The sequence below is a fragment of the Bradyrhizobium sp. HKCCYLRH1034 genome (genome assembly GCF_051168375.1).
Taxonomy (GTDB): domain Bacteria; phylum Pseudomonadota; class Alphaproteobacteria; order Rhizobiales; family Xanthobacteraceae; genus Bradyrhizobium.
This window is the reverse complement of record NZ_JBNPUW010000004.1, coordinates 39,188-55,418: the sequence shown is the minus strand read 5'-3', so window position 1 is coordinate 55,418 and position 16,231 is coordinate 39,188. Positions and strand designations below refer to the sequence as shown.

The window sequence follows — 16,231 nt, the reverse complement described above, 5'->3', positions numbered from 1 at the left end:
CTCACACCATGCCGCCATTGGGCTGCACGATCTGTCCCTGGATCCAGGAGGCCTCGCCGGAGGCCAGGAAGCGCACCACCTCCGCAATCTCGCCCGGCTTGCCGACGCGATTGAACGGGCTCAACGCCGCCATGCGCTGCTTGGCCTCCTCGGTCTTGCCGGCATTGAAAAGTTCGGTGTCGACGGGACCGGGCGCCACCGCATTGACGCGAACACCGCGCGCCGAGAGCTCCTTCGCCATCGACCGCACCAGGCTTTCGACCGCTGCCTTGGTCGCCGCATAGGGCCCGGTGCCCGGCACCGCGTGACGGACCAACGACGTCGTGATCGCGACGATGGCGCCGGCGTCGCGCACGCGCCGCGCTGCCTCCGCCAGCACGTTGAAGGCACCCAGGACGTTGACCTCCATCAGCAGCCGGAAGTCCTCCGGCTTGAAGCTCGCCAGCGGACCTGCCGGCACGTTGATGCCGGCGTTGGCAATGACGGCCTGCGGCGCACCACCGAAGTCGGCGGTAACTTGCGCGAAGACCTGCGCGACCGACGCGGCATCGCGGATGTCGACCTTGTATTGCCTGCCGGGCCCTCCGTCCGACGGGCTGGTGGCGTAGGTCGAGGCCACCTGCCAGCCGGCGACGGCAAACGCCTGCGCGCAAGCGGCGCCGATGCCGCGGGAGCCGCCGAAGATGAGAACGATCGGAGAAGAGGTGGTCATTTTCGATCCCTTGAAGGTGATGATGTCTTCGCCATCGCGGCCCGCGTCGCTTCGATCGTCGCCTCGATGCCTCTTTGCAGATCGTAGCGCGGCTGGTAGCCGAGCTCCGCCTTGGCGCGGCCGATGTCCAGCGCGCCCTTGACGGCGCTCAGCACGCGGCCGCCATGATGATAGGGACCGGTGTCGCCGACCGTGATCCTCGCACCGGGAATGGCGCGATTGACGGCGTCGGCCGTGTCGCGCAGCGTCGGAGCCACACCGGTCGCGACATTGTAGGCGTCGAAGCTGTGATGCGGCTTGTCGAGCGCGAGCAGCACGCCGGCCACGGTATCGTCGATATAGACCTGATCGACCGCGAGATTGCCGCCGTCCTCTTGATGAAATGGCTCGCCGCGCAACGCGGCCTCGATGAAGGTGCGGGGCATGCGCAGGCGCGGCAGATGCGGTCCGTACACCCAGCAGGTCCGCACATTGATGCATTCGAGCCCGTGATCGCGCGAATAGACGCGACCATAGTGCTCGGCTGCGAGCTTGGTCACACCGTAGACGCTGGCCGGCTTCTGCGGGTGATCCTCGTCGATGATGGCCGACTGGAAGTCGCCATAGGTCTCCTCGGTCGAGATCTGCACGACGCGCCGGACGCCGGAGAGCCGCATCGCCTCGAACAGGTTGATCGCGCCCTCGACATTGACCCGCAGCGCCTTCAGCGGGATATCCGCGGCCTGAACCACGCCGACCACCGCGGCGGCGTGGATGACGGCGTCGGGACGAAATGTCTGGAACGCCCGCAGCACTTCATGCCATTCGCCGAGATCGATCGCAGCGTTGACGAGTAGCTGTTGTTGCGCGGCGAGTGCGGCCATGGCCGGCGAGACCACCAGGTCGATGGCGACGACGCGATCGCCGCGGGCGAGCAGCGCCTGTACGATCGCCGAGCCGAGCCAGCCGCAGGCGCCGGTAACCAGGATGGACTTGGTCGTGGTCATGCCCGGCCCCTCACCGCGGCGCCGGCTCCTCATCGGTCGGCGGGCTGGTGATCACCAGGAACACCAGCGGGTCGTTGCCGGTGCAGTGGAATTCGTGCAGCACGCCCGGCGGAATGTAGGTGACGTCATTGGCACGGACCAACCGGCGCTCGCCGTCGAGGATCAAGATGCCCTCGCCCGACAGCACGTGATAGATCTGCTCCTGCACCTTGTGAGAATGGCTCTCGACATGCGCGCCGGGCTCGTAGGACGAGATGCGATGGTCGAAGAAGCGGCTGCCGGTGGTGTCCGGCGTCACGATCGCCTTCGACAGCGCCTGGTTATAGTGGCCCGGATACTGGGTCCAGAAAATCTCGGCGAGATTGCGCGTCACCGCCTTCTTCTCTGTCGCCGCATTCGCGTAGGCGTTCGGTCCGGGAACGACGATGGTCATGTCTCATCTCCTCAGGAAGGTTCAGATTGGGCCGGCCAGCCGGTGCCGATGGTCACGAACTCGCAGCTGCTCATGACCCGTTTGCCGCCCGTTGCACTGCATCAGCGGTCTGAGTGATGCCAAGCAAACGCCCTTGCAGTTCGTGATCGGCCGCGAGCGCGGCAGCATCGCCGACATGGGCCACGCGCCCATTCACCAGCACATAGGCGCGGTCCGCCATCGCCAGCACGCTCTCGGCATGATGCTCCACGATGACGAGGCTCGCGCGCGACCTCAATTTGGACACGGCGTCGCGGACCTCCTGCACCACAGCGGGCGCCAGGCCCTCGAACGGCTCGTCGAGCAAAATCAACCGGCTCGGCACCATCAACGCGCGCGCGATCGCCACCATCTGCCGCTCGCCGCCGGAGAGATTTTCGGCACGCGCCTTGTGCAGGATGCGGAGCTTCGGGAACAGATCGAACACGTCGTCGAGCGACGCGCCGCCGGCGCGGCTCGCGAGCTTGAGATTCTCCTGCACGGTCAGATTCGGAAACAGCCGGCGTCCTTCCGGTACCAGCGAGATGCCAAGACGGTTGATCTCGTCCGGCCGTAACCGGTTGAGCTGCCTGCCGTCGAACGTGATGCGACCGCCGCTCGCCGGCACCGTGCCTGTGATGGCCCGCAGCGCGGTGGTCTTGCCGACGCCGTTGCGCCCTAGCAGCGCCACCACTTCGCCAGGCCGCACGGCCAGGTCGAGCCCGTCGAGCACGGTGCCACCGCCGTAGCCGGCGCGCACGCCCTCGAGCCTGAGCAGCGGCTCGGCGGCGGCGCTGCCGGGAAGCGGCGTCACATTGGTCGCCCGCGACGGAGCCGCCGCGACCTGGCCATGGGCCGTGCCGAGATAGGCCGTGACGACTTCGGGATGGGCAGCCACTTCCACCGGCTTGCCGTCGGCGATCAGCCGGCCCTGATGCAACACCGTGATGCGGTCGGACATGGCCAGCACACGGTCGATGTCATGCTCGATCAACAGCACGGCGTGGGACTTCGCCAGCCGCATGATCAATTCTCCGACGATCTTGCGGTCCGACTCCGCCAGACCGGCCAGCGGCTCGTCCAGCAGCAGGAGCTTTGCGTCGATCGCGAGCGACACCGCGATCTCCAGAAGCCGCTTCTCACCATGCGCCAGCGCGGAACAAAGCTCGGCGGCGCGATCGGCAAGGCCGACGGCATCGAGCAGCGACCACACCTTCGCGTTTGCAGCCGCATCATCATAGGCATCGCGCCAAAGACCCGTCCATTGCCCGTTGGCAGCCTGGACCGCGATACGCACGTTCTCGAACGCAGTGAGATTGGGAAAGACGCTCAGGATCTGGAACGAGCGGGCGATGCCGAGCCGCGCGCGCTTGTACGGCGACAGCTGATCGATGGGCTTGCCCTCGAACAGGATCGTGCCGGCGTTGGCCCGGAGCACACCGGTCAGCAGATTGAACAACGTGGTCTTGCCGGCGCCGTTGGGGCCGATCAGGCTGTGCAGTCCGGTGCGGCTCATCTCGAACGACACGTCGTTCTGGGTCACGATCGAGCCGAAATGCTTGGAGAGGTTGCGGATTGCGAGAATCGGCACCTGTGAGGCCGTCGCCGCAGCCTGACGTGCACGATCCGGCGCATAGGGAATGATGTCGCGCGGCCGCGGTGGAATGACATTGCGCGTCAGGGTCCAGCGGCTGCGGCCGGCGATACGCTGGAAGATGCCGTGAATGCCCTCATCTGACAGCAGCGCGAAGGCGATGATGATGGGGGCGAAGACCAGCCACCAATTCTCCGTGATGGCGCTGAGCCGGTCCTCCAAAACGATGAAGACGATGGCGCCCCACAACGGCCCCAGGAAATGATGCACGCCGCCCAGCGCCGCCATCAGCACGGGATCACCGGCATGTTCCCAGTTCAGATTGTTGGCGTAGACGCCCTGCAGCAGCAGCGCCATCAAACCGCCGGCGACGCCGATGCCGCCGCCGGCAATGACGAGCGCAATCAGCTTGGTGCGGTAGGTGTCGAAACCCAGGCTTACGACCCGCTGCTCATTGTCGCGCAACGCCTGCATCAGCCGGCCGAACGGCGCATGCGCTAGCCGCCACAGCATCCACAATGATCCGATCACCACGACGAGCGTGAAGCCGTGGAAGGCAAGCGCGGAGCGAAACAGCGGACGCGCGACGTTCTGCAGGCCGTTCTCGCCTCCGGTCACCGAGGTCCATTTGAACGCAATCTCGAACGCGATCTGGGAGCACGCCAGCGTCAGCAGCGAAAAGTAGAGTCCGCGCCGGCGAAGGATGATGGCGCCGACGATCAGCGCCAGCAGCAGCGAAAATGCCACCGCGATCGCCAGACCGGTGATTTCATTGGCGGCCGGCATGAAGCCCAGGCCGATTGCCAGCGCATAGCTCGCGCAGCCGAAGAAGAAGGACGCGCCGAACGGCACCAGGCCGAGATAGCCGATCAGGAAGTTCACCTCCGCGCCGTAGAGCGTGTAGATCGCGATCTGGGTCACGCGATGGATCGGCATGCCCACAGCGAGCGCGATGCCGGAGGCGAGCGCCAGTATCGCGGCCGCCACCAGCACCGGGTGACTTGCGAGCCGCTGCAGCACGGACTTGGCCGTCGTCATTCGAAACGCTCCCAGCGCTCGCCGAATAGCCCGCGCGGCCGCAGCAGCATGATCGCGAACATCAAGGCATACATCGATGCGGCGGCCGCCTCTGGCCAGAACTGAATGGTCAGCGAGGTGACGATTCCTACCGCGAGTCCGGCGACCACTGCGCCCCGAAAGGAGCCGAGGCCGCCGATGGCCACGATCACGAACGCTGGCATCACCGCATTGGCAGCCATGGACGGCGACACCGTCCACAACGGCGCGGCCAGCACGCCAGCGATCGCCGCCAGCATGCAGCCGAGCCCGAACACTGCGGTGAGCACCCGCGGCAGATTGATGCCGAGCAATTCCACCATCTCCGGGTCCCGGCTGCCGGCACGCAGGATCCGGCCATAGGGTGTGAACGCCAGGAAGCCCCATAGGCCGAGCAAGGTCGCGGTGGTCGCGCCCAGCACGGCCACGCGATATTTGGTGATCAGGAGAGGACCAACTTCGACGATCCCTGCGAAGGCCGGCGGCGGATTGAACGGCTTGCCGTCGGCGCCCCAGGCGTAGCGGATCACCGCTTCGATCAGCAGCGCCAGCGCGAAGGTCACGATCAGGCTGAGCAGCGGCTCCTTGCCGTAGAGGCGGCGGATGATCGTCACCTCCACGGCCATGCCGATCAGCCCGACCACCGGCGGCGCCAGGATCACGGCGCTCCAGCCGAACAGCTGGAACAGCTGCCAGGCCACGTAGGCCCCCAGCGCGAAGAAGGCGCCATGCGCGAAGTTGATGACGCCGAGCAGGCCGAAGGTGATCGACAGACCTACGGCGATCAGCACGTAGATGAAGCCGAGCACGAGTCCATTGGCCGCCTGGGAGACGAGAGTGTCGAGCATCGTTCGAGCCTGTCAGTACGCTGCGGGAACAAGGGTCGCCGCCGCCTCAGAGCGAGGGCATGCTGCAGCCGATATCCTCCTTGGTACCGAACGCCTTCGCCGTCTCCTCGGCGGTCGCCGAGGTGTTCTTCAGCACGTCGAAATAGTCGAACTTGTCGGTGATCTGCTTCTTGATCTGGACGATGACGGCCGGGCGCACCAACTGGTGATCCCAGTCGCGGAAGAAGAACGGAAACTCGCCTTCGGTGTTCTTCCACTGCTCGAGATGCGCCACGAGCTGAGCGGCCTCGGTCGACTTAGCCGCCTCGATCGATTCCAACAGCGCCCGCATGCCGATCCAGCCCGACCACGTCTTGTCCGATGGCGGCTGATTGTACTTCTTCTTGAAATCCTCGATCAGCTTCTGCTCGGCGGCGGTATTCTTCGGATTGTTGTAGTACCACGGCTTGATGTAGATGCCGGTCGAGGCCTGCGGCCCGACGTCCCAGAAGTCGGTGTCCGTGACGGCGACCGCCGCATAGGGGATCTTGTCCTTCATCCCCATCTCGTTCCACTGCTTCAGGAAGTTGGAGAAGTCGCCGCCCACCAGGCCGCCGACGATCACGTCCGGCTTGGCCTGGCGGATCTTGAGGATGTAAGAGCTGTAGTCCGCGGTGTTGATCGGCACCTCGTCGACCCCGACCTCGGTGGCGCCGACCTGCTTCAGCATCGCGCGCGAGGCGCGCAGGATGTCCTGGCCGAAGGCATATGACGCCGTGATGAAATAGACCTTCTTGCCGATGCTGGAGACGTAGGGCATCAGGCCGGCCATCTGGACCGGCACGGTCGCCTGGGTGCGGAACGTGTACTTGCTGCAGCTCTTGCCGGTGATCTCGCTGGCCGCGGCGCCGGTGAGGATCAGCGGCACCTTCTCGCGATTGGCAACGCTCATCATGGCGAGCGCCGAGGACGAGTAGTTGCCGCCGACCACGGCGACCACCTTGCTCTCGTCGACAAGCCGCTGCATGTTCTGCTGCGACACCTGGGGATTGGGCTCGTCGAGCCAGACCAGCTCGATCGGGCGGCCCAGCACCTTGCCGCCGGCCTGCTCGACCGCAAGCGCGCTGCCGCGTTGCAGGTACTCACCGATCGAGGCGCCCGGCCCCTGCTTGGCATAGATCATGCCGATGCGGACGGGCCCATCGGACTGGGCTCGCGCGGGACCGCCGACGCCGAGCACGGATGCGGCAGCCACGCCGGCCGACGCGCGCATGAAAGATCGCCGGTTCAGATCACGCTTCAACATGGTGCTCCTCCCTCTCAATGCTGTTATCTTTGTTTTGTATCGTCAGTCGCGTTTGTAAGGCTTGCCGAACACCGGCTCCTTGAATGGGATCGGCGGCAGCTCCCAGGTGCCCGTCGATGGCGGCCGCACCTCGGCGTCGACATGCAGATCGATCACGCAGGGGCGGCGGTTCTTGATCGCGGTCTCGACTGCACCGCGCAGGTCGGCGCTGCGGGTCACCGTCACGCCGTCGGCGCCGCAGGCGCGCGCCCAGGCGGCAAAGTCGGGGTTGTAGCGATCTCCGCCGGGCCCCTGATTGCCGCGATAGAACGCGGTGCCGAGCTCGCGGCCCTCGAACAGGCCATACTGCAAATCGCGGATCGCGCTCCAGGCGAAGTTGTTCCAGACGATCCAGACGCACGGCAGGTCATATTCGACGGCCGTGGCGACGACGTAGGGCGCCATCATGAAGCCGCCGTCGCCGACGACGGCGACGCAGGGACGGTCGGGCGCGGCCAGCTGCGCGCCGAGCACGCCGCAGACGCCGAACCCCATCGACGAAAAGCCCCAGCTGTTCAGCATGCTCTGCGGCCGCTTCGGCTGCCAGAACTGCATGAACCAGTTGTGATGCACGCCGGAATCGAGCGACAGGATGACGTCGTCCGGCAGCACGTCCTGCAGGGCTCCGACGACATATTCCGGCCGGATCGGCGTGGTGTCGGCGCTGAAGTGCGGCCGCACGAACGCCTCCCACTCCGCCTTCCAGGTCGCGATCTCGTCGCGCCACGCCGCGAAATTTTCGCGACGGATCGCGGGGCGACGCTCCAGCGCCGCGAGCAGTTGCCCGGCGAAGGTCTTGGCGTCGGCGATGATGCCGAGCGTCGGCGGATAGTTGCGGCCGAGCTCCGCCGGATCGATGTCGACCTGCAGCAGCTTGGTCGACGGAAAATTCCACGAGTAGCCCTGGTGCCAGCTCGAGGACGAGCGATCGTCGAAACGCGTTCCGATGCAGAGCGCGAGATCGGCGTGACGGCCGGCCTGGTTGGCGGGATAAGCGCCGTTGCGGCCAATGAAGCCGAGCGTCAGTGGATCATCCGCCGGCACGCAGCCCATGCCATTGGGCGAGGTGATGACTGGAATGCCGTAGCGGCTCTGCAGCGCGCTGATCTCGGGACCGGCCTCCGAGAGCGTCGTGCCCTGCCCGATGAAGAACACCGGCCGCCTAGCGGCTTCGATCAGATCGAGCGCCCTGGTGACGTCGGCCTCGCTCGCACTCGGCCGGTGACTGCCGTGAACATGCGACAGCGCCGGCAGCTCGACGTCGGCCTCCTCCTGGAAAACATTGTACGGGATATCGAGATTGACCGGGCCGGGACGTCCCGTGACCATGGTGTCGAAGGCTTGGCGCAGCGCCAGCGGCAGCATGTCGACGCGGCTCGGCTGGAACGAGCGTTTCACCACCGGGCGCAGCACCTGGGCGAAATCGGCTTGGTTGTGCGCGTACAATTCCTGGAACGGCGCGCGATTGGCCTGCGACGTCGGAACATTGGCGGTGATCGCAAGGAAGCTCGAGGAGTCCGACAACGCAGTTGCGAGCGACATCACCATGTTGGCCGAGCCCGGCCCGGTCGAGGTCAGGGTCGCGACCGGACTGTGCTTGACGCGGAAATAGGCGTCGGCCATGTGGCCTGCGCATTGCTCGTGGCGGGGCGAGACCAGCTTGACGCGGTCACGCACCTGATACAGCGCATCAAGAATGCCGACATTGCCGTGTCCGCAGATGCCGATCACGAAAGGCACCTTCTGCTTGACGAGATATTCGGCGATGACTTCGCCGCCCTTCATCTTGGTCATGGTCAGATCCTTGTCAGGTGACGGTCCGCGTCATGCGAGGATCGTCACGATACGCTCTTCGCTCATTTCGCGGATCGCGTAATGCGGCCCTTCGCGGCCGAACCCGGAATCCTTGGAGCCGCCATACGGCATGAGATCCACGCGGGAGCTCGGAGTCTCGTTGATGTGAACGCCACCGACTTGCAATTGCCGCGCGGCCTGCAGAGCCTCGTCCAGACGTTTTGTGAAGATGCCCGTGGCAAGTCCATAAGGTGTGTCGTTGACGCGCGCGATCGCCTCGTCCAGCACATCGAAGGGCGCGACGCACATCACAGGCCCGAACACTTCCTGGCAGCCGAGCGGGGTCGCCTTGTCGACATTCGTGAGCAGCGTGGGAGGAACCACGGCGCCCACCCGCGCGCCACCGACCAGACGCCGCGCGCCGTTCTGCTCGGCCAGCGCGATCCAGGACTCGATGCGCTGCGCGGCGGCCTCGCTGACGACCGGCCCAACAACGGTGTCGTCCTCGCCGGGGTCTCCGTAGCGCAGCCCGGCAACGAGCTCTGAAAGTCTCTGCTCCACCTGCCCGATCAGCGAACGCTGCACCAGCAGCACCTGGATCGATGTGCAGACCTGGCCGGCCTTGCGGAAGCCCGCGTTGACGACCTTCGGCAGCGCAATATCGAGATCGGCGTCCTCGCAGATCACGCAGTGCGAGATCGAGCCGAGCTCCATCTGCGTGCGGCGCAGTCCCGCCTTGCCCTGGATGATGCGGCCGACGTCCGTGCTGCCGGTGAACGCGAAGAATTTCACTGCCGCCTCGGCCATCAACCAGTCGGCGACCTCACCATCGCCATGCAGCACCGACATCAGCCCCGATGGCAGACCTGCCGCGATCAGGCACTCCGCCATGATGCAGGACGTCATCGGCGTATGCAGCGACGGTTTCAGCACCACGGCGTTACCAGCCGCCAGTGCAGGCGCAACCTTGTGCGCCACCGTATTGAGCGGAGCATTGAACGGCGTAATCGCGGCCACGACGCCGAGCGGCACGCGGATGGTGAAGCCGATGCGGCCCTTCTGGCCTGCGGCCCCTTCCATCGGCACCATCTCGCCGGCCAGCCGCCGCGCCTCTTCGGCGGAGAGCCGAAACGTCGTCGCACAACGCTGGACTTCGCCCATTGCATCGCGGCGTGGAAAGCCCGCCTCCTGGCGCAGCACCTCCACCAGCTCCGACGCACGCTTCTCAAGCTCGACCGCGGCGCGATCGAGGATGAGGCCGCGATCATAGGGCGTCAGTACATTGGCTTCGAACGCCCGCTCCGCGGCGACAATGCAGCTGCGGACCTGCTCGCGCGACGGCAGATGCGCGGACATGGCGGGCCGCAGGCGATATTTGTCGAGCACGGCGACGGTGTGCGGACCATTCACCCATTCCCCGGCGATCAAGAGGCGGCACGATGGCAGACCGGCCGACGCCTGTCCCTGAACCGCAGCGTCCGCCATCGTCTGGTTCCTCCCAAAGGGTCTTCACACCTGTTACCCTCGTCCTTAGAGAGAAATTGACATTAGCAAAAATACTGTTTTGGATTAGTTGCCATAAGCTGAGCATATAGCCCGGCGGCAAGGTCTCGTTCTTCCCAGGCAGTGCGGTTCCCGCTCATGGATTTGCGTCAGTTGCGCTATTTCGCCCAGATCGTCGAGAGCGGCAGCCTGTCGAAGGCGTCGCGCTGCCTGTTCGTTGCGCAGCCCGCACTGAGCCAGCAGATCGCAAAGCTCGAGGAGGAAGTGGGCAGGCCCTTGCTGCAGCGCTCCTCGCGCGGCGTGATCCCGACCGAGAACGGCCTTGCGCTCTACCATCACGCCCGGTTCATGCTGCGGCAGCTCGACCATGCGCTGTCGATTGCCCGCCAGGATTCGGCAGAGGTCAGCGGCATGGTATCGGTCGGCTTGCCCGCGACGACCGTGCTCGCGATCGGGCTGCCGCTCACCAAGTGCATCCGCGCCAAATATCCCGGCATCCTGCTCAACGTCGTCGAGGGAATGAGCGGCCACATCGCCCACATGATGCGGCTTGGCCAGCTCGACCTGGCCATCCTGTTCAACAACGACGTGTCATCCAAGCTCGACGCGATTCCGCTGCTCGACGAGGAATTGTTCGTGCTTCTCCCTGCCGACAGCCCGCTGGTGCCGCGCCACCGTTGCAGCATCACAGTTGCAGAAGTTGCAGAGCTGCCCCTGATCCTGCCGACGGGAACTCATGGCCTGCGCCGGCGTGTAGCTGCGGAGTTCGAGCGGCGCAACATCACGCCGAATGTGGTCGCCGAGATCGACTCGCTCTCGCTGGTGATGAGCTGCGTCGGTGAGGGCATCGGGGTCACCATCAAGCCGATGTCGGCGCTGCAGGCAGGAGGACGAAGCAGCGAGGACTGGCGCGCCCTGCCGATCTCGGACGCCCGGATCACGCGACGCAACTATGTCTATTCGATCAAGCCGGACCTGCTGGCGCCTGCAGCCCTCGCCGTCGCCAAGGAACTCCAGGATACTGCGCGAACGCTCGTCACATCCGGACAATGGCGCGGCGTCAGCTTGGTCGACGACCCCATGTCTTCCGCCATCCCGCCGGCGGCCTAGCGCACGCGCCGACCGTCTGACCGGCGGTCGCGACTGCATCACGCCCCGCCTGCGGCCCGGTCTCGTCTACTTCAGCGCCGCTTGCCCGGCCAGGGATACGACGTTGTCCTGGGCGCCCGACCCACCACTCACGCCGACGGCACCGATGATCTTGCCATCCACGACCAGCAGATTGCCGCCTCGCGATGCGATCATGTCATCGAGCGTGGCGAGATAGGCGAAATACGCACCTTTGCCCAGCAACGTCTCGAACACCAGCGTGGGGCGTCGATAACGTGCCGACGTGCGCGCCTTGTGCTGAGACAGGCCGATCGACGCATATTGGCAATTGTCCTGCTTTTCGAAATAGACCAGATCGCCGCTCGGATTGACCACGGAGATGCAGAATGCGTTCCAATTGCGCTTCGTCGTCTCGGCAACGGCCGCAGCAGCCACCTTCTTGGCCATCTCCAGGCTGATCGGCTCGCCATAAGGAGGCGGCGTCAGTGCATCCGCGACCGCGTCGTTGGGATTGTCGGTGTTCGATGTCTGGGCGAGGCTGTTCGATAAGTGCAGAGCTGCGACGCATGCGATGACGCTCAAAATGGTCCGATAGTGCATGTCTTCCTCCCGACCCTGTTGCCTTCTCCGTGCTCTCGTCGGCCAGCGTGGGCGCCTTGTTTCGCTCGACGAGGCGTGTCGTTCTCAGCCTCCTCATTCCGACGGCCGCGCTTGGAGGTTGCCGAGGTCTCCCGGCTGCCCTGCTTGCATCTCCAACGGAGTCATACGCTGCAGGTCAGCGCCGCTCGTCTCGGGCAAAGCCATCGCGGCGATGAAAGCAAGTCCATAGGCGGCGAGCGCGCAAAGGCCCATCGACAAGCCAAGAGGATGCGACGCAGCAAGCACGCCCACGGTCGCAGGCACGACCGAGCCAAACCCACGCCCGCCACCGAGGCAGAAACCCTGCCCGCTCGCACGAATCTCGGTCGGAAACAATTCGGCAAAGGTCGGCAACATTCCTGATGCCAACCCACCCTGGAACGCGCCCAGAAAGAAGCTGAGCAGGATCGTCGCGTTGGCGCCGATCGGAGCAAGCAGGTAGATGCTCGCGTTCACGGCCTGGCATAGCAGGAAGATCATGAACGCGGGACGCCGGCCCGTGCGATCCGAAAGCCAGCCATAGAGCAACGGTCCGACCAACGAACCCAGGATGTTCATGGCAAGATAGCCTGCACTGCTCCCCACGGTCAGGTTGAGGACGGTGCGCAGATAGGTCGGCAGCCACGTGATCATCACATAGGCACCGCCGAAAATGCCGGTGGCCATCGTGACCGCCGCCACGGTACGCCGCACATGGGCCCTGGTGAAGATCGTCCAGGCGGGCAGTCCGGCTGTCTCGTCCGCGCGGCTTTGACGATAAAGCCCGGACTCCGGCACAAGGCGGCGGATGAAGAACACGAGAAAGGCCGGCGCGATGCCGACCGCAAAGAACACGCGCCAGCCGAGCTCTTCAGAAAACAGCGATGAAATGACGGGGAGCAGCGCGACGGAAATCGCATAACCCACCGCGTAGCTGCTCTGCACCGACGCGGCCACCCGGCCGCGAAGCGCGGGCCTGACGACCTCGCTGATCAGGACGCCACCCACGGCCGCCTCACCGCCGTAGCCGAGGCCCTGGAGAAAACGCACGATCAGCAAGTAGTTGAAGCCGGTCGCGAAAGCCGATGCGAGCGTGAACAGGGCAACCCAGAGGATCGTCAGTTGCAGGACCTTGATGCGGCCGATGCGATCGGCAAGGATCCCCCCGCCCCAGCCACCGATGGCTGCACCGACGAGGGCTGCGGTCGCGAGATAGCCGGCTTCAGGGCGCGTCAGTCCGATTGTTGCAATCAGCGCCGGGATGACCAGCGCGTAGATCGTCGAATCCAGCGAGTCGAGACCAAAGCCCGCGAAGCAAGCCCAATACGTCCGGCGTTCGACCTCGTCGAGTTCGGAATACCAGCCCAGTTTCATGATCGTTCACTTTCAGGCCAGGACTCGAACCAGATGCGCTTCTTCGTTGGCCGGGAGAACAAGCGCGAGTGCAGTACAATCGGGTGGCCGCATGGACCATGCAGGCGCACTTTCCGAGCGTGCCTGCCGGTCGTGTCCATCATGATTGCCGACAGCCTCATCGCCCGCCGATTGGAGATAGACGGAATTCCAGCACAGCCAAAATACGATTTGGCGTTGGCGCTCATAAGCCAAAGATATGGCTTGGCCGGAGTTCACCACGGCATCACGGGGCGACCTTGGCGGTGACAAATCCACTTTGATCGAGCACTCGGCGCACCGTGCCATTCGCCTTGGCATCTGCAAGAAATCGGGCCGCCCACTCCCGCGCCGTCACTTTGCCCTTCGGGACGACCACGACGACGCCCGTTGATTGGATGACCTCGTTCAAGACCCGGCTGCCCGACAGGCGCCGCGACAGCTCCTCCAAGGCTTCCATGCCCATGGCGAGGGCGTCGAGCCGACCCTGGCCGATCAGCTCAGCGGCCTCTTCAGGCTTGATGAATTTCGTCACGCTGGCACTTTTCATGCTCGCCTCGACCGTTCTGGACGTCGAGGTGCCTTCGATGCAGCCGACCCGGATTCCCGGACGGTCGATATCGGCGACGGCCGTGATGTCCGAGTTCGCGCGAATGAGATACCCGCTCATGTAGGCGACATAGGCAGGTCCTTGATCGACGAACTGCTCCCGCTTGCGATCCGCCGGCATGAAGGACAGATCCCACGCCCCTTTGCTGCCGGCGGCCGCGATTTCGTCCGAGCTCTGATATTCGACGAGCTCAAGCGGCACATTGAGCTTGCCCGCGGCCGCCTTGGCCAGTTCGACTGTCACGCCGACAGGCTTGCCTGTCGCCGGATCGCGTGTCGTCCAGAACGCGGAGGCGGCCGGCCCGACCGCAACAGCGACGCGCAGCACGCCGGTCGGAGCGATCTCGCGCGCATCCTGCGCAGCTGCTCCCGCCATCATGGCCGAGAGGCCCAAGCAAAGACTTGCGATGGCAAAGCAAAGCGATGCGAGCAGACCGGTCGATTTCATGCGTGGTCTGGCGCGATCCGACATCGGTACCGCCGTGCTGATAAAATGCCGGTCTTTCATAGCGTCGGATTCCACGATGATGGGATCAGCCGATAGCCGGCGCCGTCTTTCTCGACGTGTCCGACCGACGGGAACGCGAAGTCGAATCCGATCACGGTCGCCTTCTCCGCCGCTGCATCCGCCTCTGCTTCATGTCTCGTCCCTCCCGCTTCGTCTTCTTTTTTCGTCAATCCGCAGAATGCACCGGAGAGGACCGAGCCGGCGCTGCTCGCCTCGCCGCCAAGGGAACGGATCAGACGATGACGTTCCCTCGCCTCTCATCGCCATGACAGCCGATCACGCAGCGAATAGTGCGCGCAACTGGCCGATGTCGTCGATTTCTTCGAGCCGCCCGACCATGTCGATCAGCCTCTCCGTCTTTTCACTCCCCAGCTCGGGCGCCATGAGATCCGTGGCTTTGGCGTTGACGGCCTCCGTGCCCAGCGGATTCTCCTTGGTGCCCGGCGGGTGTCTGGTGAAATGATCGACCTTGCGGCCATCGACCAGAGTCACCTCGACGATCGCACCGCGTGGCGCGACCGGATCCATCAGACTCTTGTCGCCTACAAGCGTCACCTTCCCACGCTGCTCGAGGATCATCGGGTCGCGCATCAGCGCGACATCATGGCTGTCGGCGAATGAGACGGCCCCCTTGACCAAGGCGAGTGCGACGAGATGCTGACAGTTCACGTCGGGCATGGCGCTGTCGCCGACGATGCCCATCGCGTCGGTCGGAAGCTTGACCAGGATGCTGCGGACGTTGTCTGGAGTGAGCCCTTGCTGTCGGCGCAGCGTGAGCAGCGCATCCAGCGGCGACTGGATCGGATAGCCGACCGAAAAGGTCTTGATGGCCGTCTCCGTGACGTAGAAGCGGCTGCCGAGATCCCTGACCATCTCCTCCGGCTTCGGATCGCTCGACAGCGCGATGAACAGGTTGTGGGTGCCATCGAGCACGTCATCGACGCCGGTGAGCCCGGCCATCACCATGTCGACCGCCATGACACCGTTGCGCGCGCCCATTCCGGCGAAATCGAATGCCTTCTCGATGTGGTCCGTGTCCTTGACCCAGCTCCACAGCCCCGAGACCTGCTGCGCCGAATAGGAAATGGCGTGACGCATGCCCCTCTCATCGAGCCGCGCCAGCGAGGCCGCAGCGCCGAGCGCACCGAATGTCGACGACGTGCCCTCGGCACTGCGATGCGAGCCGCGCACCAGGTCCGGCCCGAGCGCCATCAGAAGGCGGCAGGTCAGGTCATAGCCGAGCACAACGGCGCGGATCACGTCGCGCCCATTGCGATGCTCCCGTTCAGCCATAGCGAGCGCGGCGGGGATGACCGCGCACCCCGGATGCGCCTTGGTGACCGGTTCGAAATCGTCGGTCTCGTCGGCGTGAGCGCACATGGCGTTGGCCATCGCCGCGTTGACGGCCGTCGTCCGGACGTCGGAGCCGACGACGGACGCCTGCGGCTCGCCGCCGAGGCTGCGCACGTATCTCAGCGCCATCTCGCCCGGATGCATACGCGCACCGGAGACGATCGCACCGAGCGTGTCGAGAATGCGGTGCTTGCATGCGAGCATCACCTGCTCCGGCAGCTCCTGGTCACGCGCCGCAACCATGTAGCGCGCCAGGCGCTCGGTCACGCCCGGGCCGGCGGCCCCGGAGAAACGGATCGGCATCGCCGAGATTGCAGCAAACGCCCCCGCCGATTGCAGCAGACGGCGGCGCGACGACATGGCCCTCCTCGCC

Annotated in this window: 13 protein-coding genes; 1 reads left to right on the top strand and 12 read right to left on the bottom strand. The window is 65.1% G+C overall.

All coding sequences use genetic code 11. The features are described from left to right. Position 1: 1 nt before the first annotated feature. The 8 genes from ACQR0W_RS10465 to ACQR0W_RS10430 all read right to left on the bottom strand — a co-directional run bounded on the left by ACQR0W_RS10465 (position 2) and on the right by ACQR0W_RS10430 (position 10,250). The gene (locus tag ACQR0W_RS10465) at positions 2–712 is read right to left on the bottom strand and encodes an SDR family oxidoreductase (RefSeq protein WP_316186894.1); all 711 of its coding nucleotides are present in this window, start codon (positions 710–712) and stop codon (positions 2–4) included. After that, positions 709–1,698, bottom strand: a complete 990-nt coding sequence (locus ACQR0W_RS10460) for an NAD-dependent epimerase/dehydratase family protein (protein WP_316186893.1) — start codon at positions 1,696–1,698, stop codon at positions 709–711. The genes ACQR0W_RS10465 and ACQR0W_RS10460 overlap by 4 nt, the downstream gene beginning before the upstream one ends. Positions 1,699–1,708: 10 nt before the next feature. Continuing rightward, positions 1,709–2,131, bottom strand: a complete 423-nt coding sequence (locus ACQR0W_RS10455; RefSeq protein ID WP_316186892.1) for a cupin domain-containing protein — start codon at positions 2,129–2,131, stop codon at positions 1,709–1,711. Positions 2,132–2,201: 70 nt separating this feature from the next. Next, positions 2,202–4,781 (bottom strand): branched-chain amino acid ABC transporter ATP-binding protein/permease, encoded by a 2,580-nt coding sequence (locus ACQR0W_RS10450; RefSeq protein ID WP_315718510.1) that lies wholly within the window; start codon positions 4,779–4,781, stop codon positions 2,202–2,204. Then, on the bottom strand, positions 4,778–5,647 hold the full coding sequence (locus tag ACQR0W_RS10445; RefSeq protein ID WP_315739227.1) for a branched-chain amino acid ABC transporter permease: 870 nt from the start codon (positions 5,645–5,647) through the stop codon (positions 4,778–4,780). The genes ACQR0W_RS10450 and ACQR0W_RS10445 overlap by 4 nt, the downstream gene beginning before the upstream one ends. Positions 5,648–5,693: 46 nt before the next feature. After that, positions 5,694–6,932, bottom strand: a complete 1,239-nt coding sequence (locus ACQR0W_RS10440; RefSeq protein ID WP_316170357.1) for an ABC transporter substrate-binding protein — start codon at positions 6,930–6,932, stop codon at positions 5,694–5,696. A 42-nt stretch (positions 6,933–6,974) separates the two neighbouring features. After that, a complete protein-coding gene (locus ACQR0W_RS10435; protein ID WP_316170356.1) occupies positions 6,975–8,765 on the bottom strand; it encodes a thiamine pyrophosphate-binding protein in 1,791 nt (596 codons plus the stop codon). A 30-nt stretch (positions 8,766–8,795) separates the two neighbouring features. Next, complete coding sequence (locus ACQR0W_RS10430; RefSeq protein ID WP_316170355.1) at positions 8,796–10,250, bottom strand: aldehyde dehydrogenase family protein; 1,455 nt, start codon at positions 10,248–10,250, stop codon at positions 8,796–8,798. Positions 10,251–10,406: 156 nt separating this feature from the next. Here ACQR0W_RS10430 and ACQR0W_RS10425 point away from each other — a divergent pair, with 156 nt between their 5' ends. Then, positions 10,407–11,378, top strand: coding sequence for a LysR substrate-binding domain-containing protein (locus ACQR0W_RS10425; RefSeq protein WP_316170354.1), 972 nt, complete (start codon positions 10,407–10,409; stop codon positions 11,376–11,378). Between the two features lie 66 nt (positions 11,379–11,444). Here the strand turns inward: ACQR0W_RS10425 and ACQR0W_RS10420 are convergent, their stop codons facing one another. The 4 genes from ACQR0W_RS10420 to ACQR0W_RS10405 form a co-directional block, all read right to left on the bottom strand. After that, complete coding sequence (locus ACQR0W_RS10420) at positions 11,445–11,978, bottom strand: GlcG/HbpS family heme-binding protein (protein WP_315718516.1); 534 nt, start codon at positions 11,976–11,978, stop codon at positions 11,445–11,447. 93 nt (positions 11,979–12,071) lie between these two features. Next, positions 12,072–13,370 (bottom strand): MFS transporter, encoded by a 1,299-nt coding sequence (locus ACQR0W_RS10415; protein ID WP_315827426.1) that lies wholly within the window; start codon positions 13,368–13,370, stop codon positions 12,072–12,074. 265 nt (positions 13,371–13,635) lie between these two features. After that, entirely contained in the window at positions 13,636–14,505 is an 870-nt protein-coding gene (locus ACQR0W_RS10410; RefSeq protein ID WP_316170353.1) for a transporter substrate-binding domain-containing protein, read from the bottom strand. A 276-nt stretch (positions 14,506–14,781) separates the two neighbouring features. After that, entirely contained in the window at positions 14,782–16,218 is a 1,437-nt protein-coding gene (locus tag ACQR0W_RS10405; protein ID WP_410051231.1) for an MmgE/PrpD family protein, read from the bottom strand. Positions 16,219–16,231 lie beyond the last annotated feature (13 nt).